Annotated in this window: 24 protein-coding genes; 17 read left to right on the forward strand and 7 right to left on the reverse strand. The window is 65.7% G+C overall.

The window, feature by feature from the left end:
• Positions 1-7 precede the first annotated feature (7 nt).
• The 15 genes from ACRQ5J_RS08585 (at position 8) to ACRQ5J_RS08655 (ending at position 15,036) form a co-directional block, all read left to right on the forward strand.
• Entirely contained in the window at positions 8-556 is a 549-nt protein-coding gene (locus ACRQ5J_RS08585; protein ID WP_432382592.1) for a DUF2059 domain-containing protein, read from the forward strand.
• A 19-nt stretch (positions 557-575) separates the two neighbouring features.
• The gene (gene serC, locus ACRQ5J_RS08590; RefSeq protein ID WP_432382594.1) at positions 576-1,682 is read left to right on the forward strand and encodes a 3-phosphoserine/phosphohydroxythreonine transaminase; all 1,107 of its coding nucleotides are present in this window, start codon (positions 576-578) and stop codon (positions 1,680-1,682) included.
• 6 nt (positions 1,683-1,688) lie between these two features.
• A complete protein-coding gene (pheA, locus tag ACRQ5J_RS08595) occupies positions 1,689-2,762 on the forward strand; it encodes a prephenate dehydratase (protein ID WP_432382596.1) in 1,074 nt (357 codons plus the stop codon).
• A 15-nt stretch (positions 2,763-2,777) separates the two neighbouring features.
• Complete coding sequence (gene hisC, locus ACRQ5J_RS08600; protein ID WP_432382598.1) at positions 2,778-3,887, forward strand: histidinol-phosphate transaminase; 1,110 nt, start codon at positions 2,778-2,780, stop codon at positions 3,885-3,887.
• The gene (locus ACRQ5J_RS08605; RefSeq protein ID WP_432382600.1) at positions 3,888-4,910 is read left to right on the forward strand and encodes a prephenate dehydrogenase; all 1,023 of its coding nucleotides are present in this window, start codon (positions 3,888-3,890) and stop codon (positions 4,908-4,910) included.
• Positions 4,911-5,009: 99 nt separating this feature from the next.
• Positions 5,010-6,323 (forward strand): 3-phosphoshikimate 1-carboxyvinyltransferase, encoded by a 1,314-nt coding sequence (aroA, locus tag ACRQ5J_RS08610; protein ID WP_432382602.1) that lies wholly within the window; start codon positions 5,010-5,012, stop codon positions 6,321-6,323.
• Positions 6,324-6,328: 5 nt separating this feature from the next.
• Positions 6,329-6,997 (forward strand): (d)CMP kinase, encoded by a 669-nt coding sequence (gene cmk / locus ACRQ5J_RS08615; protein ID WP_432382603.1) that lies wholly within the window; start codon positions 6,329-6,331, stop codon positions 6,995-6,997.
• A gap of 70 nt (positions 6,998-7,067) precedes the next feature.
• Positions 7,068-8,744 (forward strand): 30S ribosomal protein S1, encoded by a 1,677-nt coding sequence (gene rpsA / locus ACRQ5J_RS08620; RefSeq protein WP_432382605.1) that lies wholly within the window; start codon positions 7,068-7,070, stop codon positions 8,742-8,744.
• 10 nt (positions 8,745-8,754) lie between these two features.
• Positions 8,755-9,060 (forward strand): integration host factor subunit beta, encoded by a 306-nt coding sequence (locus ACRQ5J_RS08625; RefSeq protein ID WP_008446215.1) that lies wholly within the window; start codon positions 8,755-8,757, stop codon positions 9,058-9,060.
• A 212-nt stretch (positions 9,061-9,272) separates the two neighbouring features.
• Positions 9,273-9,578, forward strand: coding sequence for a LapA family protein (locus tag ACRQ5J_RS08630; RefSeq protein WP_432382610.1), 306 nt, complete (start codon positions 9,273-9,275; stop codon positions 9,576-9,578).
• A gap of 9 nt (positions 9,579-9,587) precedes the next feature.
• A complete protein-coding gene (gene lapB, locus ACRQ5J_RS08635; RefSeq protein WP_432382612.1) occupies positions 9,588-10,763 on the forward strand; it encodes a lipopolysaccharide assembly protein LapB in 1,176 nt (391 codons plus the stop codon).
• 88 nt (positions 10,764-10,851) lie between these two features.
• A complete protein-coding gene (locus ACRQ5J_RS08640) occupies positions 10,852-12,219 on the forward strand; it encodes a UDP-glucose dehydrogenase family protein (protein WP_432382613.1) in 1,368 nt (455 codons plus the stop codon).
• 11 nt (positions 12,220-12,230) lie between these two features.
• Positions 12,231-13,154: a D-glycero-beta-D-manno-heptose-7-phosphate kinase gene (gene rfaE1 / locus ACRQ5J_RS08645; RefSeq protein WP_432382614.1), complete on the forward strand. Its 924-nt coding sequence runs from the start codon at positions 12,231-12,233 to the stop codon at positions 13,152-13,154.
• 103 nt (positions 13,155-13,257) lie between these two features.
• Positions 13,258-13,554 carry a ComEA family DNA-binding protein gene (locus tag ACRQ5J_RS08650; protein ID WP_432382615.1) on the forward strand — a complete coding sequence of 99 codons (297 nt, stop codon included), beginning with the start codon at positions 13,258-13,260 and terminating at the stop codon, positions 13,552-13,554.
• Between the two features lie 159 nt (positions 13,555-13,713).
• Entirely contained in the window at positions 13,714-15,036 is a 1,323-nt protein-coding gene (locus ACRQ5J_RS08655) for an MBL fold metallo-hydrolase (RefSeq protein WP_432382616.1), read from the forward strand.
• A gap of 10 nt (positions 15,037-15,046) precedes the next feature.
• Here the strand turns inward: ACRQ5J_RS08655 and ACRQ5J_RS08660 are convergent, their stop codons facing one another.
• Positions 15,047-15,343, reverse strand: a complete 297-nt coding sequence (locus ACRQ5J_RS08660; protein WP_432382618.1) for a hypothetical protein — start codon at positions 15,341-15,343, stop codon at positions 15,047-15,049.
• A 53-nt stretch (positions 15,344-15,396) separates the two neighbouring features.
• On the opposite strand from ACRQ5J_RS08660, the gene ACRQ5J_RS08665 reads away from it, so the two are divergent.
• Positions 15,397-15,819: a hypothetical protein gene (locus ACRQ5J_RS08665; protein ID WP_432382620.1), complete on the forward strand. Its 423-nt coding sequence runs from the start codon at positions 15,397-15,399 to the stop codon at positions 15,817-15,819.
• On the opposite strand, the gene ACRQ5J_RS08670 is transcribed toward ACRQ5J_RS08665, so the two are convergent.
• Positions 15,816-17,582, reverse strand: a complete 1,767-nt coding sequence (locus tag ACRQ5J_RS08670) for an FAD-dependent oxidoreductase (protein WP_432382622.1) — start codon at positions 17,580-17,582, stop codon at positions 15,816-15,818. The genes ACRQ5J_RS08665 and ACRQ5J_RS08670 overlap by 4 nt on opposite strands.
• 123 nt (positions 17,583-17,705) lie before the next feature.
• Here ACRQ5J_RS08670 and cysM point away from each other — a divergent pair, with 123 nt between their 5' ends.
• Positions 17,706-18,608: a cysteine synthase CysM gene (cysM, locus tag ACRQ5J_RS08675; protein WP_432382623.1), complete on the forward strand. Its 903-nt coding sequence runs from the start codon at positions 17,706-17,708 to the stop codon at positions 18,606-18,608.
• Positions 18,609-18,681: 73 nt separating this feature from the next.
• Here cysM and ACRQ5J_RS08680 read toward each other — a convergent pair whose 3' ends face one another.
• The 5 genes from ACRQ5J_RS08680 to ACRQ5J_RS08700 all read right to left on the reverse strand — a co-directional run bounded on the left by ACRQ5J_RS08680 (position 18,682) and on the right by ACRQ5J_RS08700 (position 23,803).
• Positions 18,682-19,038, reverse strand: coding sequence for a hypothetical protein (locus ACRQ5J_RS08680; RefSeq protein ID WP_432382625.1), 357 nt, complete (start codon positions 19,036-19,038; stop codon positions 18,682-18,684).
• A 424-nt stretch (positions 19,039-19,462) separates the two neighbouring features.
• Positions 19,463-20,464, reverse strand: a complete 1,002-nt coding sequence (mltB, locus tag ACRQ5J_RS08685; RefSeq protein WP_432383612.1) for a lytic murein transglycosylase B — start codon at positions 20,462-20,464, stop codon at positions 19,463-19,465.
• Positions 20,353-20,625, reverse strand: a complete 273-nt coding sequence (locus ACRQ5J_RS08690; protein WP_432382627.1) for a hypothetical protein — start codon at positions 20,623-20,625, stop codon at positions 20,353-20,355. The genes mltB and ACRQ5J_RS08690 overlap by 112 nt, the downstream gene beginning before the upstream one ends.
• Positions 20,622-22,802 carry a transglutaminaseTgpA domain-containing protein gene (locus tag ACRQ5J_RS08695; RefSeq protein WP_432382629.1) on the reverse strand — a complete coding sequence of 727 codons (2,181 nt, stop codon included), beginning with the start codon at positions 22,800-22,802 and terminating at the stop codon, positions 20,622-20,624. Before ACRQ5J_RS08695 ends, ACRQ5J_RS08690 begins: the two co-directional genes overlap by 4 nt.
• On the reverse strand, positions 22,799-23,803 hold the full coding sequence (locus tag ACRQ5J_RS08700) for a DUF58 domain-containing protein (RefSeq protein WP_432382630.1): 1,005 nt from the start codon (positions 23,801-23,803) through the stop codon (positions 22,799-22,801). Before ACRQ5J_RS08700 ends, ACRQ5J_RS08695 begins: the two co-directional genes overlap by 4 nt.
• Between the last annotated feature and the right edge of the window lies 1 nt (position 23,804).

Raw genomic sequence — 23,804 nt, forward strand, 5'->3', positions numbered from 1 at the left:
AGATCGCATGAAAAAAATCGTAGCATCGTTTATCACTGCGCTGGCGCTGGTGGCCCCGGGCGTCCACGCGCAAACCGCCGACGCGGCTTCCACCGCGGCCGCCAAGGAATTGTTCGAGTCGATGAATTACCGCGTGGTCCTGCAAGGCATGATGCAGCAGATGACGCAGGGCATGGCCGCCTCGATGCGCGGCGGCGCCGAAGCGGCGATCAACAACAACCCGAAGTTCGGCCCGGAGGAGAAGAAGCAGGCGCTGGCCAAGATGGAAGCCGAGCTGCCGGCCGTGGTCAACGCCATGCAGCAGGTGATGAGCGATCCGTCGCTGGTCGACGATATCCTGAACGAGACGGTGCCGGTCTACGCGCGCAATTTCAGCGCCGATGAACTGAAACAGATCACCGCCTTCTACCGCACGCCGGTGGGCGCCAAGATGCTGGCCAAGATGCCGCAGCTGACCGGCGAGGGCATGCAGATCGGCCAGCAGATCGTCCAGCGCCGCATCGGCCCGATGCTGCAAAAGCTACAGCAACAACAGCAACAACAGCAACAGAAATAAATCACACTGAAGGAACGCAATGACGCACATCTACAATTTTTCCGCCGGCCCCGCCGTACTGCCGAAGGAAGTGCTGACCCAGGCTGCCGCCGAAATGCTGGACTGGCACGGCAGCGGCATGTCGGTGATGGAGATGAGCCACCGCGGACCGGAGTTTATGTCGATTTACCAGGCGGCGGAGCGCGACCTGCGCGCGCTGCTGGCAGTACCGGACAATTACAAGATCTTGTTCATGCAGGGCGGCGGACTGTCGCAGAACGCCCTGATTCCGTTGAACCTGCTGGGCCACAAGCCCGCCGGCGCAACCATCGATTTCATCCACACCGGTTCGTGGTCGGGCAAATCCATCAAGGAGGCCGGCAAGTACGCCAACGTCAACATTGCCGCCGCGTCGACGCGGGCGGTGCCGCCGCAGGCCGAGTGGCGGCTGACGCCCGGCGCCGCCTACCTGCACATGTGCACCAACGAGACCATCGACGGCGTTGAATACGACTTCGACGCCGGCGCGCCCGACGCGGCCGACCCGCGCCTGGCCGGCGTGCCGCTGGTGGCCGACATGTCGTCGCACATCCTGTCGCGCGTGATCGACGTCTCGAAATACGGCGTGATCTTCGCCGGCGCCCAGAAGAACATCGGCCCGGCCGGCGTCACCATCGTCATCATCCGCGACGACCTGCTAGGCAAGGCGCTGCCGGCCTGCCCGTCGGCGTTCGACTTCAAGCTGGTGGCCGACAACGACTCGATGTACAACACGCCGCCCACCTACGGCATCTACATCGCCGGCCTGGTGTTCCAGTGGCTGAAGGCGCAGGGCGGCGTGGCCGAGATGGAGCGCCGCGCCAAGGCCAAGGCCGACCTGCTGTACGCCGCGCTGGACGCCGACGACTTTTACCAGAACCGCGTGGCGCCGCACAACCGCTCGCGCATGAACGTGCCCTTCTACCTGAAGGACGAAAGCAAGAACGAGGCATTCCTGGCCGGCGCCAAGGCGCGCGGGCTGCTGCAACTGAAGGGCCACAAGTCCGTCGGCGGTATGCGCGCATCGATCTACAACGCGATGCCTATCGAGGGCGTGCAAGCGCTCGTGGACTACTTGAACGAATTCGCCGGCCGCGCCGGCAAATAAGCCCCTATGAACGACAAACTCAAACCCTTGCGCGAAAAGATCGATTCGATCGACGCGCAAATCCTCGACCTGCTGAACCAGCGCGCGCGCGTGGCGCAGGAAGTCGGCCATGTGAAGGCCGAAACCGGCGCGCCGGTGTTCCGCCCGGAGCGCGAGGCGCAGGTGCTGCGCGGCGTGGCCGAGCGCAATCCGGGCCCGATGGGCAACGCCGAGCTGCAAACCATCTGGCGCGAGATCATGTCCGCCTGCCGCTCGCTGGAAAAGCGCGTCACCGTGGCCTTCCTCGGCCCGGCCGGCACCTACAGCGAGCAGGCGGTGTACGAACAATTCGGCACGGCGGTCGATGTGCTGTCGTGCGCCTCGATCGATGAGGTGTTCCGCGCCACCGAGGCGGGGACGGCGGAATTCGGCGTGGTGCCGGTCGAGAATTCGACCGAGGGCGCCATCGGCCGCACGCTGGACCTGCTGCTGCATACGCCGCTGACCATCAGCGGCGAGGTGTCGATCGCCGTGCGTCACAGCCTGCTGACCGGCAGCGGCAATATGGACGGCGTGACCGCCATCTGCGCCCACGCGCAGGCGCTGGCGCAGTGCCAGATCTGGCTCAACAACAACTACCCGGACCTGGAGCGCATCGCCGTTTCCTCCAACGCCGAGGCGGCGCGCATGGCGCGCGACAACCACACGCTGGCGGCCATCGCCGGCGAGCGCGCCGGCGTGCGTTACAGCCTGGGCACGGTCAAGGCCAACATCCAGGACGACCCGCACAACCGCACGCGCTTTGCGGTGATCGGCTCCCTGCAGGCCGGCCCGTCGGGCGAGGACCGCACCTCGCTGGCGCTGGCGGCGCCGCACAAGGCGGGTTCGATTTATCGCCTGCTTGGATCGCTGGCGCAGCATGGCGTGTCGATGACGCGCTTCGAGTCGCGCCCGGCCCGCACCGGCACCTGGGAGTATTATTTCTACGTCGACGTGCAGGGCCACGCGCAGGACGAATCGGTGGCCAGGGCGCTGGCCGAACTGCAAGGCAACGCCGCCTTCTTCAAGGTGCTGGGTTCCTACCCGGTGAGCCTGACCTGAACTGAGAGAGACACTATGAGCAAGAACTACGGTCCTGAATACGTCCGCGCCATCGCCCCTTACCAGGCCGGCAAACCGATCGCCGAGGTGGCGCGCGAGTTTGGCCTGGAGGAAGCCGGCATCGTCAAGCTGGCGTCGAACGAGAATCCGTTCGGCGTGCCGGAATCGGCCCGGCAGGCCATGGCCGCCGCCGTGGCCGAACTGGGGCGCTATCCGGACGCCAATGGCTTTGACCTGAAAGGCGCGCTGTCGAAGCGCTACGACGTGCCGGCCGAATGGCTCACGCTGGGCAACGGCTCCAACGATATTCTGGAAATCGCCGCCCATGCGTTTGTGGAGCGCGGCCAGTCGGTGGTGTATTCGCAGTATTCGTTCGCGGTGTACGCGCTGGCGACGCAGGGCGTCGGCGCGCAGCACATTGTGGTGCCGGCCAAGGCCCACGGCCATGACCTGGCGGCGATGCTGGCGGCGATCCGCGACGATACGCGCCTGGTGTTCATCGCCAATCCGAACAACCCGACCGGCACCTTCATCCCGGCCGCCGAGATCGAGGCTTTCCTGGCCAAGGTGCCGGCGCATGTGGTGGTGGTGCTGGACGAGGCGTATAACGAGTTCCTGGCGGCCGAGAATCAGTTCGAGTCGGCGGCGTGGGTGAAGAAGTATCCGAATCTGCTGGTGTCGCGTACTTTCTCGAAGGCCTACGGCCTGGCGGGTTTGCGCGTTGGCTTTGCGATTGCGCAGCCGGCGCTGACGGATCTGATGAACCGTATCCGCCAGCCGTTCAACGTCAATTCGCTGGCGCAGGCGGCGGCGATCGCGGCCTTGAACGACAAGGCGTTCCTGCAGCGCAGCGCGGAGAACAACACGGCCGGCTATCAGCAACTGGTGACGGCGTTCGACAAGCTGGGGCTGGAGTATGTGCCGTCGTATGGCAACTTCGTGCTGGTCAAGGTGGGCGACGATGCCGATGCCGGCGCGCGCGTGAATCTGGCGCTGCTCAAGCAGGGCGTGATTGTGCGTCCGGTCGGCGGCTATGGGCTGCCGGAGTGGCTGCGTATTTCGATCGGCCTGCCGGAAGAGAACGAGGCTTTCATCGAAGCGCTGACCAATGCATTGGCGGAATAAATGCTGAACAAAGTCGTAATCTTCGGCGTAGGCTTGATCGGCGGCTCGTTTGCGCGGGCGCTGAAGAAGGCCGGCGCGGCGCGCGAAATCGTCGGCGTCGGCCGCGCCGCCGCCGCCATGGCGCGGGCGCTGGAGCTGGGCATTATTGACGCCGTTGGCGTCAGCGGCTCCGCCGCAGTACCAGCTTCCGCCGCCGCCAACGCGGCCAACGCGGCCAGCACGGCACCAGCCGTTGCGCCAGGCTTGGCCGCAGGCGGCCCGGCGTCTGCCGCCGCGCCGCTGTCGCTGGCTGACGCGCTGGCGGGCGCTGACCTGGTGTTGCTGGCGGCGCCGGTGGCGCAGACCGAGGCGATTCTGGCCGCGATCGCGCCGCACCTGCAAGCCGGCACTATCGTCACCGACGCCGGCAGCACCAAGTCCGATGTGGTGGCTGCCGCGCGCCGCGCGCTGGGCGCCAAGGTCGCGCAATTCGTGCCCGGCCATCCGATCGCCGGCCGCGAAACCAACGGCCCGGACGCCGCCATCGATCATCTCTACATCGGCAAGAAAACCGTGCTGACCGCGCTGGCAGAAAACAGTGAGGCCGATATCGAACGCGTGGCCGCCGCCTGGCGCGCCTGCGGCGCTATCATTCACCGCCTGACGCCGGAGGAACACGATAAGGTGTTCGCCGCCGTTAGCCATCTGCCGCATTTGCTGGCTTATGCGCTGGTCGACGATATTGCGCGCAAGCCGCATGCCGATCTGCTGTTCCAGTATGCGGCCAGCGGCTTCCGCGATTTCACCCGCATCGCCGGGTCGTCGCCGGAGATGTGGCGCGATATCAGTCTGGCTAATCAGCCGGCGTTGTTGACCGAGCTGGATGCGTATATGGCGCAATTGGCGCTGCTGCGCGCGCAGCTGGCGACCGGCGATGGTGCGGCGCTGGAGCGCGTGTATAGCAATGCGCAGCATGCGCGGCACCAGTGGATTAGCGCGATCGAGGCAGCTGAAGCGCCGCCGTCGCCCGATAAAGCAGAATAACCGCCCCGTCACTTCCGCGCAGGCGGGAGTCCATGGAACGCGCGCTCAGCATGGGTTCCCGCCTTCGCGGGAACGACGGCGGGGCGCTAAAGGAATTGTATGAATCACGAATATCTTGACCTGCAAACGGTCGCTCACGTTGAGGGTGCGGTGCGTTTGCCCGGCTCCAAGTCCATCTCCAACCGCATCCTGCTGCTGGCGGCGCTGTCGCAGGGCAAAGTCGCCATCGTCGACCTGCTGGCCTCGGACGATACCGCTGTCATGCTGGCCGCGCTGCGCGCGCTCGGCGTCGAGTGGACCGAGGAGAAAACCGCTACCGGCACCATTCACCACGTTACCGGCGTGGCCGGCGTGCTGCCGAATAAATCCGCCGATCTGTTCATGGGCAACGCCGGCACGGCGATCCGCCCGCTGACCGCGGCGCTGGCCGTGATCGGCGGCGACTATACGCTGCACGGCGTGCCGCGCATGCACGAGCGCCCGATCGGCGATCTGGTCGACGCGCTCAACGCCGCCGGCACCAACGTCGAATACACCGGCAATCCGGGCTTCCCGCCGCTGCACATCAAGCAGGGCAAGATCACCACGCAGCGCCTGTCGGTGCGCGGCGACGTGTCGAGCCAGTTCCTGACCGCGCTGCTGATGGTGGCGCCGCTGATGGCCACGGAGCACGCGATCACCATCGACGTCGTCGGCGAACTGATCTCCAAGCCGTATATCGAAATCACGCTGAACCTGATCCGCCGCTTCGGCGTCAAGGTCGAGCAGAACGGCTGGGAGTCGTTCACCGTCCAGCCGGGCCAGGTCTACCAGTCGCCGGGCACCATTCACGTCGAGGGCGACGCCTCGTCGGCCTCGTACTTCCTGGCGGCCGGCGCCATCGGCGGCGGCCCGGTGCGGGTGGAGGGCGTCGGCAACAACAGCATCCAGGGCGATGTGCGCTTTGCCGCCGCGCTGGAGCAGATGGGCGCGCAGATCACCATGGGCGACAACTGGATCGAGGCGCGCGCCAACGGCCCGCTGAAGGCCATCGACGCCGACTTCAACCACATCCCCGACGCCGCCATGACCATCGCCGTGGCCGCGCTGTACGCCGACGGCCCGTCGACGCTGCGCAACATCGCCAGCTGGCGCGTCAAGGAGACCGACCGCATCGCCGCCATGGCAACCGAGCTGCGCAAGGTCGGCGCCACGGTGGAGGAGGGGCCGGACTATATCAAAGTCACGCCGCCGGCCGCCATCGCAGCTGCTACCATCGATACCTACGACGATCACCGCATGGCGATGTGCTTCTCGCTGGTGGCGCTGGACGGCGCGCTGCGCAAGGGCGCGCCGACCCGCATCAACGATCCGAAATGCGTGAACAAGACCTTCCCCGACTATTTCACCGCGTTTGCGAAAATTGCAAAGTAACTGATATGCCAACTTCCCAGATTCCAGTCATCACCATCGACGGCCCGACCGCATCCGGCAAGGGCACGGTCGCCCACCGCGTTGCCGATAAGCTCGGCTTCCATTACCTGGATTCGGGCGCGCTGTACCGTTTGACCGCCTTGTCGGCGCTGCGCCGCCAGACCGACCTGGCCGACGAGCACGCGCTGGCCAAGCTGGCCGAGCACCTGCATTGCAGTTTCCAGGGCGGCGACATCATTCTGTCGCATGAAAACGTCACCGACGCCATCCGCGCCGAGGAGGTCGGCAACACCGCCTCGAAGATCGCCACCTTCCCGGCGGTGCGCCACGCGCTGACCGGGCTGCAACTGAGCTTCCGCAAGGCGCCCGGCCTGGTGGCCGACGGCCGCGACATGGGCTCGGTGATCTTCCCGCACGCCCCGCTCAAGGTGTTTTTGACCGCCTCCGTGGCCGCGCGCGCGGGGCGCCGTTATAAGCAATTGATAGACAAGGGAATTTCTGCTAATATGGAAGACCTCCTGATGGATTTGCAGGCCCGCGATGACCGTGATACGAAACGGACCATCGCGCCGCTGGTCCCGCCAGAAGGCGCGCACGTGCTCGATACCTCGGAAATGACGGCTGACGAAGCGGTCGACCAGGTCTTGCAATGGTACGCCGGCATCACCAAGTAGTACCTTTTATTAACCTAACCCAGTTGAAGTCGCATTGTGCGAGCCTTACTGGCTGACCTGGAAGTTTATTATGGAAAGTTTTGCAGCCCTCTTCGAAGAATCCCTGTCGCGTCAAGATATGCGCTCGGGCGAAGTAATTTCGGCTGAAGTCGTTCGTCTGGATCACAACTTCGTGATCGTCAACGCAGGCCTGAAATCGGAAGCTTTCATCCCTGTTGAAGAATTCAAAAATGACCAAGGCGAACTGGAAGTCAAAGTAGGCGACTTCGTTTCCGTGGCCATCGAATCGCTGGAAAATGGTTTCGGCGATACCATCCTGTCGCGCGACAAAGCCAAGCGTCTGGCGTCGTGGCTGGCACTGGAAAAAGCCATGGAGTCGGGCGAGATCGTCGTCGGCACCGTGAACGGCAAAGTCAAGGGCGGCCTGACCGTGCTGACCAACGGCATCCGTGCCTTCCTGCCAGGTTCGCTGGTGGACACCCGTCCAGTCAAGGACACCACCCCGTTCGAAGGCAAAACCCTCGAATTCAAAGTTATCAAACTGGACCGCAAGCGTAACAACGTGGTTCTGTCGCGCCGCGCCGTGATCGAAGCTTCGATGGGCGAAGAGCGTCAGAAACTGATGGAAACGCTGAAAGAAGGCACCGTGGTGACCGGCGTTGTGAAAAACATCACCGACTACGGCGCGTTCGTGGATCTGGGCGGCATCGACGGCCTGCTGCACATCACCGACCTGGCATGGCGTCGTGTGCGTCACCCATCGGAAGTGCTGACCGTTGGTCAAGAGATCACCGCCAAGGTCCTGAAATACGATCAAGAGAAGAACCGTGTTTCGCTGGGCGTGAAGCAACTGGGCGATGACCCATGGACCGGTCTGTCGCGTCGTTACCCACAAGGCACCCGCCTGTTCGGTAAAGTCACCAACCTGACCGACTACGGTGCGTTCGTTGAAGTCGAGCAAGGCATCGAAGGCCTGGTGCACGTGTCGGAAATGGACTGGACCAACAAGAACGTCGCGCCTAACAAAGTTGTCCAGCTGGGCGACGAAGTTGAAGTGATGGTACTGGAGATCGACGAAGAGCGTCGCCGTATCTCGCTGGGCATGAAACAGTGCAAAGCCAACCCATGGGACGACTTCGGCGTGACCCATAAGAAAGGTGACAAAGTCAAAGGCGCGATCAAATCGATCACCGACTTCGGCGTGTTCATCGGCCTGGCTGGCAACATCGACGGCCTGGTGCACCTGTCCGACCTGTCGTGGACCGAGTCCGGCGAAGAAGCCGTGCGCAAGTTCAAGAAAGGTGACGAGCTGGAAGCCATCGTTCTGGCCATCGACGTTGAGCGCGAGCGCGTTTCGCTGGGCGTCAAGCAACTGGAAGGCGATCCATTCAACAACTTCGCAGCGATGAACGACAAAGGTTCGCTGGTCACCGGCACCGTGAAATCGGTGGAGCCTAAAGGCGCCGTGATCCAGCTGTCGGAAGAAGTTGAAGGCTACCTGCGCGCTTCGGAAATCTCGCGTGACCGCGTGGAAGATGCTGGCACCCACCTGAAAGTCGGCGATTCCGTCGAGGCTCTGGTGATCAACATCGACCGTAAAGCACGTTCGATCCAGCTGTCGATCAAGGCCAAGGATTCGGCCGACACCGCTGAAGCGATGAAAAACATCGCCGCCGACAGCAGCGCCGCTTCGGGCACCACCAGCCTGGGCGCTCTGCTGAAAGCCAAGCTGGACAACAAGAACTAAGAACTAGTCGATGACTAAGTCCGAACTGATTAACCGCCTGGCTGAGCGTTACTCTCAGCTGGTGGCCAAAGATGCGGAATATGCCGTCAAGACCATTCTCGATGCGATGACCAACGCCCTGGCGACCGGTCAGCGCATCGAGATCCGCGGTTTTGGCAGCTTTGCCCTCAACAGCCGGCCACCGCGCATCGGACGCAATCCGAAGTCGGGCGACAAGGTGATGGTGCCGGAAAAACGGGTGCCGCACTTCAAGCCGGGCAAGCAATTGCGCGAGCGGGTTGACGCGATGGTCGGGCAACCGATTATCGAGGACTGAAGCATTCCATGGTTAAGCAAAAGCGGCGTCCTTCGGGGTGCCGCTTTTTTTCACGTCATTCCCGCGCAGGCGGGAATCCATGCTGAGCGTGATTCGCAAACGTTCTATGGATTCCCGCCTGCGCGGGAATGGCGGCGGGGCGCCGGTCGCATTGCGGGGTGGCGCGTCTAGTGCGATACTGGCGCTCTTGGCATTCCACAGGATTCTGGCTGATGAAATTCATCTCCCCCATCGTAGGCTTCATCATTTTTGTCTTGTTCTTCGGCTTCGCGCTGAAGAATTCGCAGGAGGTCGACCTGCAGTTGTTCCTGCATTACGAGCTGCGCGGCCCGCTGGTGCTGATGCTGCTCGGCTTTTTTGTCGCCGGCGCCGTGCTTGGCGTGCTGGCGCTGACGCCGACCGTGTTCCGTCACCGCCGCGAAGCCAACAAGCACAAGACAACCATTCATACGCTGCAAACCGCGGCGCAGCAGGCCACCCGCCAGCCGCAGCCGGACAGCGTCAATACCCAACAATAATCAGCACACATGGAATTTGAACTCTGGTGGTTACTCGGCATCCCGGTCCTGTTCGGCCTGGGATGGCTGGCCGCGCGCGTCGATATGCGCGCCGTGGTGTCGGAGTCGCGCACGCTGCCGCGCGGCTATTACAAGGGCCTGAATTTCCTGCTCAACGACCAGCAGGACAAGGCGGTCGACGCCTTTATCGAAATCGTCCGGCTCGACCCGGAATCGGCCGATATGCACTTCGCACTGGGCAATCTGTTCCGCCGCCGCGGCGAGACCGAGCGCGCCATCCGGGTCCACCAGAACCTGCTGGCGCGGCCGGACTTGCCGCAGGACCAGAAGGACCACGCCAAGTATGAGCTGGGCATGGATTACCTGAAGGCCGGCCTGCTCGACCGCGCCGAGGAAACCTTCAATGCCCTCATCAACGGTTCCTACTCGGTGCAGGCGCGCCGCGCGCTGCTGGAGATTTTCCAGCGCGAGAAGGAGTGGCCGCGCGCGATCGAGGCGGCCATCGGCCTGCAGGAGTCGGGCGCCGGCTCGCGCCAGAAGCAGATCGCCCAGTTCTACTGCGAGCTGGCGCAGGACGCGCTGGTGCACCTGCACCCGGACCAGGCGCTGGAGCTGCTCGATAAATCGTTGCAGGCCGACCGCGTTAACGTGCGCGCGACCATGCTGACCGGCGACGCCCAGCTGGCACAGGGCGATGTCGAGGCGGCACTGCTGACCTGGCGCCGCGTTGAGCAGATCAGCGTGCCGCACGTGGCGCTGGTGGCGCAGCGGCTGATGGACGGCTACCGCAAGGTCGGCCGCCCGCAGGAGGGCTTGAACCTGCTCAAGTCTTACCTGGAGCAGGCGTCGTCGATCGATCTGATCGAGGTGGTGTACAAGGCGGTGCTGGAGCTCGACGGCGTCGACGCCGCCAAGCAGCTGGTGTCGAACGAATTGCGCCGCACGCCGACCTTGCTGGGACTGGACAAGCTGCTGGAGGCGCGGCTGGTCGATGCGCCGCCTAATCTGGTGACCGAGCTGTCGATGGTGAAGAATCTGGTGCATGGGTATACGCAGAAGCTGGCGCGCTATCAGTGCAGCCATTGCGGCTTTAAGTCGCGCCAGTTCTATTGGCAGTGCCCCGGTTGCAGCCGTTGGGAAACTTATCCGCCGCGCCGCACTGAAGAATTGAATGTTATGAATTGATACAGCGCGTCGTTCCCGCGCAGGCGGGAATCCATGCTGAGTATGGGTTCCCGCCTGCGCGGGAACGACGCCGGAAAGATTGCCCACCATGAAAATCACCATTATCGGCACCGGCTACGTCGGCCTGGTCACCGGCGCTTGCCTGGCCGAACTCGGCAACGATGTGTTCTGCCTCGACGTCGACCAGCGCAAGATCGACCTGCTTAACAGCGGCGGCATCCCGATCCACGAACCGGGCCTGGAAGAAGTGGTCGCGCGCAACCGCGCCGCCGGCCGCCTCCAGTTCTCGACCGACGTCGCCGCCTCGGTGGCGCACGGCGAGGTGCAGTTCATCGCGGTCGGCACGCCGCCGGACGAGGACGGTTCGGCCGACCTGCAATACGTGCTGGCGGCCGCGCGCAACATCGGCAAGCACATGACCGGCTTCAAGGTCGTCGTCGACAAGTCCACCGTGCCGGTCGGCACCGGCGACCGCGTCAAGGCGGTGCTGCAGCAAGAGCTGAGCGCGCGCGGCGCCGACGCCAGCTTCTCGGTGGTGTCCAACCCGGAATTCCTGAAGGAAGGCGCGGCGGTCGAGGACTTCATGCGCCCGGACCGCATCGTCATCGGCCACGACAAGACCGCCGCCGGCGAGCAGGCGGCGGCGCTGATGAAGAAGCTGTACGCGCCGTTCAACCGCAACCACGAGCGCACCTACTGGATGGACGTGCGCTCGGCCGAGTTCACCAAGTACGCCGCCAATTCGATGCTGGCCACGCGCATCTCGTTCATGAACGAGCTGGCCAACCTGGCCGACCGCGTCGGCGTCGACATCGAGGCGGTGCGCCACGGCATCGGCTCGGACCCGCGCATCGGCCACAGCTTCCTGTACGCCGGCGCCGGCTACGGCGGCTCGTGCTTCCCCAAAGACGTGCAGGCGCTGGAACGCACCGCGCGCCAGTACGACCAGGATCTGCTGATCCTGCGCGCGGTGGAGGCGGTCAACGAGCGCCAGAAGCAGGTGTTGGGCGGCAAGGTGCTGGCGCGCTTCGGCGCCGACCTTGGCGGCCAGCACTTCGCGCTGTGGGGCCTAGCCTTCAAGCCCAATACCGACGACATGCGCGAAGCGCCGGCGCGGGTACTGGTGCGCCAGTTGCTCGACGCTGGCGCCACGGTGGCGGTGTACGATCCGGTCGCCATGGACGAGGCCAGGCGCGTGCTGGCGCTCGACCTCAGCGCCGCCGAGCTGGCGCGCGTGCGCTTTGCCGCCAGCCCGATGGACGCGCTGGACGGCGCCGCCGCGCTGGTCATCGTCACCGAATGGAAGGCCTTCCGCAGCCCGGACTTCGAGCAGATCAAGGCGGCGCTCAAGCACGCCGTCATCTTCGACGGCCGTAACCTGTTCGAGCCGGAGGCCATGGAAGAGGCCGGCTTTGAATACCACGGCATCGGCCGTTCCATCCTGACCCGCAATTAACGAGGCATATAGTGACGACGAATCTGGACAAAGTACGCATACTGGTGGTGGGCGACGTCATGCTGGACCGCTATTGGTTCGGCGACGTCAGCCGCATTTCGCCCGAGGCGCCGGTGCCGGTGGTGCGCATCGAGAAGCGCGAGGCGCGCCTCGGCGGCGCCGCCAACGTCGCGCGCAACGCCGCCGCGCTGGGCGCGCAGGCCGGCCTGTTGGGCATCGTCGGCAACGACGAGGCCGGCGACGAGGTGCAGCAGCTGCTCGAAGGCGGCGGCATCCGCAGCTACCTGAAACGCGACGACGCCATCTCCACCATCATCAAGCTGCGCGTGATCGGCCGCCAGCAGCAGATGGTGCGCATCGACTTCGAGGAAGCGCCGACCGACACCGTGCTGCGCGACAAGCTGGAACAGTTCAAGGCGCTGCTGGCCGACGTTGACGTGGTGGTGCTGTCGGACTACGCCAAGGGCAGCCTGGTGGCGGTGGCCGACATGATCGCCGCCGCGCGCGCGGCCGGCAAAGTGGTGCTGGTCGACCCGAAAGGCGACGACTTCAGCCGCTACGCCGGCGCCACCGTGCTGACGCCCAATAAATCGGAGTTCAAGCTGATCGCCGGCTCGTGGAGCAGCGAGGAGCAGCTGACCGCCAAGGCGCAGGCCTTGCGCGCCGAGCTGAAACTCGACGCGCTGCTGCTGACCCGCTCGGAAGAGGGCATGACGCTGTACACCGACGGCGCGCAGTTCCACATGCCGGCGCAGGCGCGCGAGGTGTTCGACGTCTCCGGTGCCGGCGACACGGTGATCGCCACGCTGGCCTGCATGCTGGGCGCGGGCGCCGGCTGGCAAGAGGCGGTGGAAACCGCCAACCGCGCCGGCGGCATCGTCGTCGGCAAGCTGGGCACGGCCACCGTGACCCACGCGGAGCTGTTCGCGTCTTGATGTGCGTCAGTGGTGCGGCGTCAACCGCGCCACGGCTGGGCTCCGTTTAGATCGATGCAAGGCGCGAATGGTCGCCCTTGCTTCACCTTAACGGAGATGCATTATGTTCAAGAAACTACTGCTGGCTGTGGCCACGCTGGCGGCCACCATGACCTTTGCCTGGGCGCAGGTCGACGTCAACAAGGCTGACGAGGCCGCGCTGGATACCATCCGCGGCCTGGGCCCGGCCAAGACCAAGGCCATCCTCGAAGAACGCAAGAAGGGCGAGTTCAAGGACTGGGCCGATTTTGAGGCGCGCGTCAAAGGCATTGGCGCCAAGAACGCCGCGCGGCTGTCCGAGGCCGGCCTGCAAGTGAACGGCAAGTCCAAGGACGGCGCGCCCGCCAAGTCCGCCAAATAAGCGCCTGCTGAAAGCCCCGCCGGCAACCGCCGCGTGGGGCTTTTTCTTCTGACGCATATTTGATGCGCTACACGCAGCTTTGGCAGCCAGCCAAGCTAATTCCCGATGCCGAGCGTTTGAACTGGCGCAAGCCGCGTCACGCATGCGATGATGCAGTCTATGAAAATCTCCCGCATCCTCCACGCCGGCTACGCTTTTGAAAGCGACGGCACGCAGATCCTGTTTGACCCGGTGTTTGAAAATCCGTTCAGCAGGAATTGCCACGCGTTTCCGGACGTGCGCTTCGATTTGCACCAGGTGCGCGCGCTGCGGCCGGACGCGGTGTTCATCTCGCACTTTCATGACGATCACTGCTCGCTGGAGAGCCTCGATCTGCTGGACCGCGCTACGCCAATCTACTTGTATTGCCTGTTCGATCAATTGTTCGCGATGATACGTGAACTGGGCTTTGGCAACGTGCAACCGCTGGCGCTGGACGTGCCGGTGCGGGTGGGCGGCTTTGAGGTGATCGCGCGCCGCGCGCTGGAGGCGGATGTCGATTCGATGTTCCATATCCGCGCCGAGGGACTGAATGTGCTGAACGTGGTCGATTCGTGGATGGACCCGGAAACGCTGGAGCAGCTCAAGCCTGACGCGCCGTGGGATATGGTGCTGTGGCCATTCCAGACCATGCGCGAGGTCGATGTGATCGCGCCGTCGCGCGCCGAGCGCGGGCCGGTGGCGTTGCCGGAAGAGTGGCCGGAGCAGTTGCAGGCGCTGGCGCCGCGCTATGTGGTGCCGAGTTCCTGCCAGTTCCGGCAGGAGCCGTGGTCGTGGTACAACCATGCGCTGTTCCCGATCACCTATCGCCAGTTCGCGCAGGCGGTGGGAGAGTGGCTGCCGGCGGCGCAGGTGGTGCGCCTGAATCCGTCCGTGTCGGTGGAACTGAGCGCCGCCGGGTTGACGCCCTCGTCGCCGCTGCCGTGGGTGCTGCCGGTGGGCGAGCAGGATGTCGATTACGACTATCAGCCGGACAGCGTGCCACCGCCCACGGCCGATATCGCGCGCCACTTCGCGCCGCTGACGGCGGAGCAGACCGCGCAGGTGCTGGATTTCTGCCGCAATGGCTTGCTTGCACGCTACGAGGAAATGGAGCTGCCGGAAGACAGCTACTTCGCCACACCGTGCGTGTGGCAGCTGTCGGTCTACGATCATGCCGGTGCCGTGCAGCAGTTCCGCTACCAGATCCATGGCGACAGCATCGCCTTGAGCGACGGCGATGAAGCGCCCACCTGGAGCACCGAAATCCCGATCGCCAAGCTGTATGCAGGACTGGCCCTGGGCGAATCGCTGACCAGCATGTATATGCGCATTGCCGGCGCGCCCGCCGATGCCGACATCGTCGACGATCCCTTGATCCGCACGCTGTTCGACGACGCTTTCGCCGCCTATCAGGCGGCACAACTAAAGCGCATCAAGGCGCGCGCGCAACAGGCAGAATGAGCGCCGGCCGCTAATCGACGTCTTCCAGCGTATCCCATGCGCGGCGATATTTCGGCAGCCGCCGTTCCAGCGTATTTTGCGCCTGATGGTTCGCATGGGCGACCAGCGTTAGCGCGGTGCTCAACGTGTCGCTCATGGCTTTGGCGGCGACGCTCATCGCCTCCGCTGGCGTGGGCGGCACTTTCGCCGCTTGTTTAAGCAATTGCGCGCGCAGCACAGCGGCGTTGGCCCAGTTCTTGTGGCCCGGCAGCAGTACCCATAGCGCGCGCCAGGCGTTGCGGCCATCGCCGATGGCTTGCCTGGTCATCTGATGGGGCGAGACGGCGCGGCCTTTTCCGGGAGTATGGGTGGGGGTGCTATGTGCACGGGGTGTGCGGGAATCATTCTCTTTTCTCCTTCTTTTTCGTTCTCTTTTTTCTCTTTCTGTCTCTTGGACCGCAATCTGCGGCAGGAGTTCAAAAGAGAGAAAAGAGACAAAAAGAGAAAGCCAAAAGAGACAGTTTCCTGCAGGGGCGTGTGCAGGCTACCCCATACCTGTGTCCTCTGGATGCCGGGAGGATCGAACTGGCCGCGAATCTGCCGCCCGATCAGCGCCCGACGGTTTATTGCGTGGGCACGGCATCACCTTTCGGCGCCGTCAGAACGATGGCGCTCAAGGCGCTGCCTGGCGTGGAGGTGCATCGCGCGGCGATGGCTGCGCTGAACGACGTGCAAGGGGCGGTGCGCCAGGCGTCGATCGCCTGTCTGCTGGCGCTTTCACGGGATTTCTGCCGCACCGTTTAACTTGATTTGTCCGCAGGCAGGTTGGCCAGGAACTGGTGAATCTGCGCCACCACGGCCGCGCCTTCGCCAACGGCGGCGGCGACCCGCTTGGTCGAGGCGGCGCGCACGTCGCCGATGGCGAACACGCCCGGCACGCTGGTTTCCAGCGCCGCGCGCGACGGCAGGTCCGGCGGATACACGCCTTTGGCGAAGTTGGCCTTGCACTGCGCCTTGGTGACGTCGAAGCCGGTGCGGATGAAGCCATTGCTGTCGACGTCCACACCGCAGTCGCTCAGCCAGCCGGTGTTCGGTTCCGCGCCGATGAACAGGAACACGCGGCACACATCGTAATCGCGCTCCGCGTCGGCGCGGGCGTCGCGGACGCGCACCTGTTTCAGGCCGTCCTCGTCGCCTTCCAGCGCGACGATCTCCGAGCAGGTGTGCAGTTCGATATTCGGCGTCGCCTCGATGCGCTCGATCAGGTAGCTGGACATGGTGGACGACAGGCTGTCCTTGCGGATCAGCATGTGCACCTTGCGCGCATAGCCCGACAAAAACACCGCCGCCTGGCCGGCCGAGTTGCCGCCGCCAACCAGAATGATTTCCTCGGTCTTGCACAGTTTGGCCTCGACCGGCGACGCCCAGTAGTACACGCCCTTGCCCTCGAACTGCTTCAGATTGGCCAGCGACGGCCGGCGGTAGCGCGCGCCGCACGACAGCACCACGGTCCTGGCCTGCAGGCGTTGCAGGCTGCCGCACATTTCCACTTGCAGCGGATAGGTGTCGCAGATCAGCCGCCCGGCCGGCGCCGGGATGGCGATCTCGACGCCGAACTTCTGCGCCTGCACATACGCGCGCCCGGCCAGCGCGCGGCCCGACACGCCGGTCGGGAAGCCGAGATAGTTTTCGATGCGCGCGCTGGCGCCGGCCTGGCCGCCGTAGGCGCGGGTTTCCAGCGCCAGCACCGACAGGCCCTCGGAGGCCGCATACACCGCCGTCGCCAGCCCGGCCGGCCCGGCGCCGACCACGATCACGTCCCACACCTTGTCGCTGTCGAGCGGCGGCAGCATGCCGAGGCAGCGGCCGATGTCGACCACGCTCGGGTTCTTCCACACGGCGCCGTCCGGGCACACCACCAGCGGCAGCTCTTCGGGCTGCGGCTGGTAGTGGGCCAGCAGGTCGGCCGCCTGCTGGTCGTGCTCGGGATCGAGCACAACGTGCGGATGGCCGTTGGCCTGCAGGAAGGTCTGCAAAGCATGGATGCGGCCATGGCCGCGCGGGCCGACGATCACCGGTCCGCCCGAGGCCTGCTCGATCAGGCCGACGCGGCGCAGGATCAGCGCGCGCACGATGCGCTCGCCAAGGTCGGCGTGCGCCACCAGCAGCTGGCGCAGCGATTCCGACGGCACCACCAGCACCTCGACATCGCCGGCCGCGTGGCCGTTGCCCAGCGCCGGCCGGCCCGACAGCTGCGCCACCTCGCCGCTGAACTGGCCGGGCAGGTGGGTGGTCACGTACGAGGTGTTGCCCAGGCCGTCATAGCGGCTGACCTCGATGCCGCCCTTGAGCACCAGCATCAGGCCGAAGCTGGTCTTGCCGGCTTCGAAGATGCGCTCGCCATTCTTGAAGCACACCACATGGCCGAAGCGCTGCATGTGGCGGATGTCGGTGGCGCTCAGCGTCGGGAAGATCTGGTGGCTGCGCTGTTCCAGGTTGAGCGCGGACGATGGCGCCGGGTCGTCCGGGGTTTCTTCGGGGAGCAGTTCTGCGGGAGCGGTGGCCATGGCGATTCCGGATATGAAGCTGGTTGCACGAGTGTTGCAGTCTAGCGCAAGCGGCGGGGTCTGTGGGCCGTTTGCCGCAACTCGGCTAAAATGGCTGTTTTGGCGAACTCCAACAAGAACACGATGGCTTACAAGACTTTGCAAGATACGATCGGCAATACGCCGCTGGTCCAGCTGACGCGCCTGCCCGGCGCCGACGCGGCGGCCCGCAACAACATCATTCTCGGCAAGCTGGAAGGCAACAATCCGGCCGGTTCGGTCAAGGACCGCGCGGCCATGTCGATGCTGCAGCGCGCCGAGGAGCGCGGCGACATCAAGCCCGGCGACACGCTGATCGAAGCCACCAGCGGCAACACCGGCATCGCGCTGGCGATGGCGGCCGCCATCCGCGGCTACAAGATGCTGCTGCTGATGCCGGAAAACCTGAGTGTGGAGCGGCGCCAGAGCATGGCCGCCTACGGCGCGCAGATCATGCTGACGCCGAAGACTGGCGGCATGGAATACGCGCGCGACATGGCCGAGCAGTTGCAGAAGGACGGCAAGGGCATCATCCTCGACCAGTTCGGCAACCAGGACAATGCCCGCGCGCACTACGAGTCGACCGGGCCGGAAATCTGGCGCGACACCGACGGCCGCGTCACCCACTTCGTCAGCGCCATGGGCACCACCGGCACCATCATGGGCACCTCGCGCTACCTGAAGGAGCAGAACCCGGCGATCCAGATCATCGGCGCCGAGCCGGAGGAGGGCTCGTCGATTCCCGGCATCCGCAAATGGCCGGAGGCCTACCTGCCGAAGATTTACGACCGCGCGCGCGTCGACCGCGTGGAGTCGGTGTCGCAGGCCGCCGCCGAGCGCATGGCGCGCCGCATGGCCGCCGAAGAGGGGATTTTCTGCGGCATCTCGGCCGCCGGCGCCTGCGAAATCGCGCTGCGCATCTCGCAGACGGTGGAGAACGCGACCATCGTGTTCATCGTCTGCGACCGCGGCGACCGCTACCTGTCGACCGGCGTGTTTCCCGCGTAACGGCGCCGCATAACAAGCAAAACGCCCTCGTCCCCTGGTCGGGGAGGAGGGCGCTGCGGGTCAACCGGGCCGATCAGCTCTGGTTGTTATTGGTGTTGCCGCCGTTCGGGGTTTCACCTTCTTTTGGCTTGAACTGCTTGTCGCTGATGCGGAACTTGTTGCGGCGGTCGCCCATCAGGTAACGCAGGTCGCGGATGCTCAGGTCCGACACCTCGTGCATGCGGATCAGCAGCGAAGCGCCGACCGGCAGGCGGTGGTGACGGATTTTCGAGATCACCGGCGGCGCCACTTCCAGCGCGCGCGACAGGGCTGCGTCGTTTTTCAGGCGCAGGTTCTCGATCAGGGTATCGAGCAGGCGGTTGGGATTGTATTGCAGCAGATCATCGCCATCCGCATCGTTGTTCATGTCTATGCCGACTTGGTTTGTCATGTCGTCTTTTCCTTCTGTAAAGTTGTCCTGCAAAGTACAACACTCGGGGCTTTGCTGCCGTCAATGTCCAATCCTTACCAGGAGTATTCGCACACGGACACGGATTTCAGGATAACAAGTTATATAATATATACACAATTGTACAACATCTCGCAATCTAATACCCGACAGCAATTTAAAAAGACGCTATTCCCGTTGGGTATTGTTGTCGCTTTGCAACAATGTGTGAGAATTATACACTGACTTCTGTGCTATGCTGCCTATGCACACTTTTAATTATCCATTAAAGTTAGCTGTATAACAATTATTACCGATTGGCAGCGTGTTTTAACGCGCGTTCACAGCCAGCGCCAGTATTTTATTTCCAAGTGTCAACAAAACAATACCGTGGGCGGCCCCACGGTACAAGCCGTTTTACGCTTGCTTACATCCCTGAAGCGCTGGCCGTCGCCGCCGCGCCGCCGCGCGCCTGGCGCACCGCCCGCCCCAGCTCCACCACCGACATCGCGTAGAAATAGCTGCGGTTGTACTGGGTGATCGCAAAGAAATTCGTGTTGGCCAGCCAGTACTCGGTCGGCTCGGCGCCGTTTTGCAGGTCGATCAGGCCGTACAGCTGATCGGGCGCCGGCGTGCTGGTGCTCACGCCGGCTGCGGCCAGCTCGGCCGGGCGATAGGTCGCCTTCAGGCCCTGGCCCAGCATCGGCTCCCAGGCGCGGTTGGGCGACACGTTGGCGGCCTGCACGATCGGCCCGGTCTGCGCGCGCTCCCAGCCGTGGCTGGTCAGGAAGGCGGCCACGCTGCCGATCGCGTCGGTGCTGGAATTGAGCAGGTCGATCTTGCCGTCGCCGTCGAAATCGACCGCGTACTTCATCACGCTGCTGGGCATGAATTGCGGCATGCCGAGCGCGCCGGCAAACGAGCCTTTCAGCGACAGCGGATCGATGCCGCTCTGGCGCGCGAACAGCAGCGTGGCCTCGATTTCGCCGCGGAAGAAGGCCATGCGCTCGCGCCGCTGCGGCGCCTCCGGATACGAGAACGCCAGCGTGGTCAGCGCGTCGAGCACGCGGAAGCGGCCGGTGTTGCGGCCGTACACCGTCTCGACGCCGATGATGGCGACGATGATCTCGGCCGGCACGCCGTACAGCGATTCGGCGCGCTGCAACGCCTCGGCGTTGTCGTTCCAGAACTTGACGCCGGCGTCGGTGCGCACCGGGTCGATCATCAGCTTGCTGTAGGCCTGCCAGTTCTTCGGCTTGCCCGGCGGCGCCGGCTTGACCAGCTGCACGGCGGCGTCGACATAGCGCACCTGGTGGATCAGCGCGTCGAGCTCGGCGCGGTCGAAGCCGTTGCGGGCGGCGACGTCGTCGAGGAAGGCACGCACCTCCTTCCAGTCGCCGAAGTTGACGTATTCGCCGCTGTAGTCGATAGCCGGCACGGCTTTTTCTTCGGCGCGGCGGCCGGCTTTTTCTTCTTCTGCTGTTGCTGCATGGCGGGCGGCAGCTTGTAGCCGTAGCGGTCCACCTGGGCGGTGGCGGTGCTGCTCAGGGTCGCTGCGCTCAGCAGCAGGGCGGTCATCAAAGTCTTCATCGGCATAAGGGTAACAGGTTGTTCAGCGTCGCCAGCGACGCCTTGCGTGATTCGGTCCCGCCGGCGCCATACCGCAGCATACCGTACAGGTGTAAAAACTGCGCCATCGCAGCGTGCTTGGCGGCGCTGGCCGGCATGCCGCGCAGCCGTTCGGCGTAGGCGCGCGGCCCTTCGGCCGGATCGCGCGCATAGCCGTGGCGCGCCTGCTGGCGGCAAAACGCCGCGTACAGCGCCGCCAGCGGGTCGGCCCGGCGGCGCCGCCGCGCCCGCCACGCCGCCAGCGCCAGCGCGGCCGCCACCGGCAGCGCCAGCAGCGCCGCGCGCTGGCCCGCGACGGCAGCGCTTAGTTCCTCAAGGAAACTTCGCTGCCTCTCGGGATTGTAATCGAGTACCCATTGATTCCAAGAATTATTCAGCGCGGCATAGCCGAAACGCAGCTGCGCCAGCCACGAGCCGGGGTCGTCCTGCAGCGCCAGCAGCGGGCCGAAGCCGAAGGCGGCCGGGCGCGGCAGCGCGCTGGCCAGGTTGCGCGCCACCCGTTCGGGGGCGACGGCGGCGGTCGGATCGACCCGCTGCCAGCCGGCCGCCGGGGTCCAGATCTCGGCCCAGGCGTGGGCGTCGGACTGGCGCACGGTCAGCACCCGGTCCAGCGGGTTGCGTTCGCCGCCCTGGTAGCCGGTGACCACGCGCGCGTGGACGCCCATGGCGCGCATCAGCACCACGTAGGCGCCGGCGTAGTGCTCGCAAAAGCCGGCCTGGCTATCGAACAGGAACTCGTCGACCGCGTGGCGGCCGGCCAGCGGCGGCTCGAGCGTGTAGCGGTAGTTGTCGCCGCGAAAGCGCGCCAGCACCGCCTGGCTCAGTTGCTGCGCGCTGGGGCCGGGCGCGGCGGCGGGGGATGCTGCCGCAGCGCGGCCGCCGCCGGCCGCCGGTCGCGCCTGCGCCGTAGCGGCGAGCGGCGTGGCGTCGGTGGCCTCGCTGGCCGCCGCGCGCAGCTGCCGGGCCAGCGCCAGCGTGCGCGGGTTATAGCCGTCGGGCAGCGCCAGCCAGCGCGCCATGCGCTGCGGCTGCTCGCCGGCCTGCAAGCGGTACTCGGGCCAGGCCTGCGCGGTGAAGCGCACCCGCTGCGTGAGCGGCTCGGTGCTGAACTGCTCCAGCTCGTCGGTGTCGCGCAGGCGGTGGCCGGGCAGGTGCGGCGGGCGGCCGGGCAGCTCCAGCAGCGCCAGCCAGCGCGTGTTGCTCGGCTCCAGCGTGACAGCGTAGCGCAGCGGCGCACCGCGCGTCTGCACCGCCACCTCCAGCCGTTCCAGTCCGCGCTTGCGCGGCACCCGGGTCCAGGTGCGGCCGTCGTAGTCGCCCAGCACAATGCTGCGCCAGTACAGCAGCGGCTGCGGCGGCGCGTCGCCGCCCTCGAAACGCACGCGGAAGGCGATCTCGTCGGACTGCGCCAGCGCGGCCAGCGAGCCCGGCGCCATGGTGTCGCCGAGGCCGGTCTTGCCGCCGGCAGCGTCGCTGGGCAGGCCCCACAGCGGGCCCTGGATGCGCGGGAAGGCGACAAACAGCAGCAGCGCCAATGGCGCGGCCAGCGCCGTCAGGCGCGCCGTAGTCAGCAGGCGCTGGCGCAGCGGCGGCACGGCGCCTGTGTACTGGAACGACTGTTGCGCGGTCAGCAGCACCGTCAGCGCGGCGGCGGTCCACAGCGCGGTCGGCATCGATTGCGAATACAGGAAGCTGGTCAGCAGCACGAAAAAGCTGAGGAAGGTGACCACGAACAGGTCGCGCCGGGCGTGCATCTCCAGCAGCTTGAACGTCAGCAGCAGCACCAGCATGGCGACGCCGGCGTCGCGGCCCAGCAACGTGCGGTAGGTGACATAGACGCCGGCCATGGCGGCCAGCGCCACCGGCACCAGCAGCCACACCGGCGGCATGCGCCGGCCGCGCCAGGTAATGGCGGCGCGCCACACCAGCGTGGCGCAGGCGAGGGCGCTGATCCACGGCGGCAGATGCAGAAAATGCGGCGCCAGCACCATCAGGGCGGCGGCCAGCAACAGCAGCGTGTCCGACTTATCGCGCGTCAGCCCCAGCGCCCACCGCGCCCGCGCGCCCTCCGCGCCAGGCGCGTGCGGCGGCTGGCCCGGAGGCGCCGGCGGCGATGCGGGCGGCGGCGTGGCGTTCATGGCGCTTCGTCCTGGCCGTAGAGCGCGAGGGCGCGCAGGCAGGCGGCGCGGTGGGCGTCGCCGAGGGCCGGGCCGTAGTCGTGCTGCGCGAGGCGGAAGCGGTAGGGCAGCGCGCGCTGCTCGGCCTCCAGCACCCAGGCCGCCATGCGCGACAGCTTCTGTTCCAGCCCCAGCGCCGCCGGCAGCGCGGCGAAATCGAGTCCCAGCTCGGCCACCGCGCCGCCCTCGAAATGCTTGGTCACCAGCTGTCCGCCCAGCGCCGGATCATGGCGCGCGATCTGCCGCCACGCCAGATGCCGCAGCGCATCGCCGGGCTGATACGCGCGGATGCCGGCAAAGTTGTCCAGCCCCACCGTGCCATGCCCATCCTCGCTGGCCGCGCCGGCCGAGGGCAGCGCCGCCGCCGGCAGCTCCGGCGCCGGATACACCAGCACCCGCGCGTCCGGCTGCCAGTAGCTCCACGCGCGAAACAGGCCCAGCGGAAAGCGCGTCACCAGCCGCACGCGCGGCGCCGCCAGCCAGCCGCGTTGCAGCGCCGGCGCCGCCAGCACCAGCGCGGCGCCGGCGCCGGCCGCCACGTCGACCGCCTGACGCGGCTGACCGTCGGCCTGAAAGCCGAGCCACAGCGCAAAGCGATCGCGCCGGCCCGGGTTATGCAGCAGCAGCTCGAAGCGCGCCGCCTCGCCGGCGAACACCGGCTGCGCCCGTCCCGGCGCCAGCCGCAGGCCGGCCAGGTTGCGCGCCGTCAGCACCATATCGGCCACCGCGCAGGCGCCGGCAAAGAAGGTCAGCGCAAAGCCCAGCCCGAGGCTGTAGTTGAGCGCGCCGATCAGCATCACCAGCAGCAGCAGCGCGAACGCCAGCCCGGCGCCGGTCGGCACGATGAACACGCGGCGCATGGTCAGGCTCACCGTGCCCGGCTCGTGCGCGCGCAGCCGGAACAACCACTGGTCGCGGCCCCGGCGGTACAGTGATCGCAGCGATGGCAGCGCGGCCGGCATG

It is taken from the genome of Duganella sp. P38 (genome assembly GCF_050859475.1).
Lineage (GTDB): Bacteria > Pseudomonadota > Gammaproteobacteria > Burkholderiales > Burkholderiaceae_D > Rugamonas.

Excerpts from the sequence above, each read along its gene's own strand:
- ACRQ5J_RS08605 (WP_432382600.1), top strand. The coding sequence starts at position 3,888 with ATGCTGAACAAAGTCGTAATCTTCGGCGTAGGCTTGATCGGCGGCTCG.
- aroA (WP_432382602.1), top strand. The coding sequence starts at position 5,010 with ATGAATCACGAATATCTTGACCTGCAAACGGTCGCTCACGTTGAGGGT.
- ACRQ5J_RS08640 (WP_432382613.1), top strand. The coding sequence starts at position 10,852 with ATGAAAATCACCATTATCGGCACCGGCTACGTCGGCCTGGTCACCGGC.
- ACRQ5J_RS08700 (WP_432382630.1), bottom strand. The coding sequence starts at position 23,803 with ATGCCGGCCGCGCTGCCATCGCTGCGATCACTGTACCGCCGGGGCCGC.
- hisC (WP_432382598.1), top strand. The coding sequence starts at position 2,778 with ATGAGCAAGAACTACGGTCCTGAATACGTCCGCGCCATCGCCCCTTAC.
- ACRQ5J_RS08585 (WP_432382592.1), top strand. The coding sequence starts at position 8 with ATGAAAAAAATCGTAGCATCGTTTATCACTGCGCTGGCGCTGGTGGCC.
- ACRQ5J_RS08695 (WP_432382629.1), bottom strand. The coding sequence starts at position 22,802 with ATGAACGCCACGCCGCCGCCCGCATCGCCGCCGGCGCCTCCGGGCCAG.
- ACRQ5J_RS08690 (WP_432382627.1), bottom strand. The coding sequence starts at position 20,625 with ATGAAGACTTTGATGACCGCCCTGCTGCTGAGCGCAGCGACCCTGAGC.
- ACRQ5J_RS08670 (WP_432382622.1), bottom strand. The coding sequence starts at position 17,582 with ATGGCCACCGCTCCCGCAGAACTGCTCCCCGAAGAAACCCCGGACGAC.
- cmk (WP_432382603.1), top strand. The coding sequence starts at position 6,329 with ATGCCAACTTCCCAGATTCCAGTCATCACCATCGACGGCCCGACCGCA.
- rpsA (WP_432382605.1), top strand. The coding sequence starts at position 7,068 with ATGGAAAGTTTTGCAGCCCTCTTCGAAGAATCCCTGTCGCGTCAAGAT.
- cysM (WP_432382623.1), top strand. The coding sequence starts at position 17,706 with ATGGCTTACAAGACTTTGCAAGATACGATCGGCAATACGCCGCTGGTC.
- ACRQ5J_RS08625 (WP_008446215.1), top strand. The coding sequence starts at position 8,755 with ATGACTAAGTCCGAACTGATTAACCGCCTGGCTGAGCGTTACTCTCAG.
- ACRQ5J_RS08630 (WP_432382610.1), top strand. The coding sequence starts at position 9,273 with ATGAAATTCATCTCCCCCATCGTAGGCTTCATCATTTTTGTCTTGTTC.
- lapB (WP_432382612.1), top strand. The coding sequence starts at position 9,588 with ATGGAATTTGAACTCTGGTGGTTACTCGGCATCCCGGTCCTGTTCGGC.
- pheA (WP_432382596.1), top strand. The coding sequence starts at position 1,689 with ATGAACGACAAACTCAAACCCTTGCGCGAAAAGATCGATTCGATCGAC.
- ACRQ5J_RS08680 (WP_432382625.1), bottom strand. The coding sequence starts at position 19,038 with ATGACAAACCAAGTCGGCATAGACATGAACAACGATGCGGATGGCGAT.
- ACRQ5J_RS08660 (WP_432382618.1), bottom strand. The coding sequence starts at position 15,343 with ATGACCAGGCAAGCCATCGGCGATGGCCGCAACGCCTGGCGCGCGCTA.
- ACRQ5J_RS08650 (WP_432382615.1), top strand. The coding sequence starts at position 13,258 with ATGTTCAAGAAACTACTGCTGGCTGTGGCCACGCTGGCGGCCACCATG.
- serC (WP_432382594.1), top strand. The coding sequence starts at position 576 with ATGACGCACATCTACAATTTTTCCGCCGGCCCCGCCGTACTGCCGAAG.
- ACRQ5J_RS08655 (WP_432382616.1), top strand. The coding sequence starts at position 13,714 with ATGAAAATCTCCCGCATCCTCCACGCCGGCTACGCTTTTGAAAGCGAC.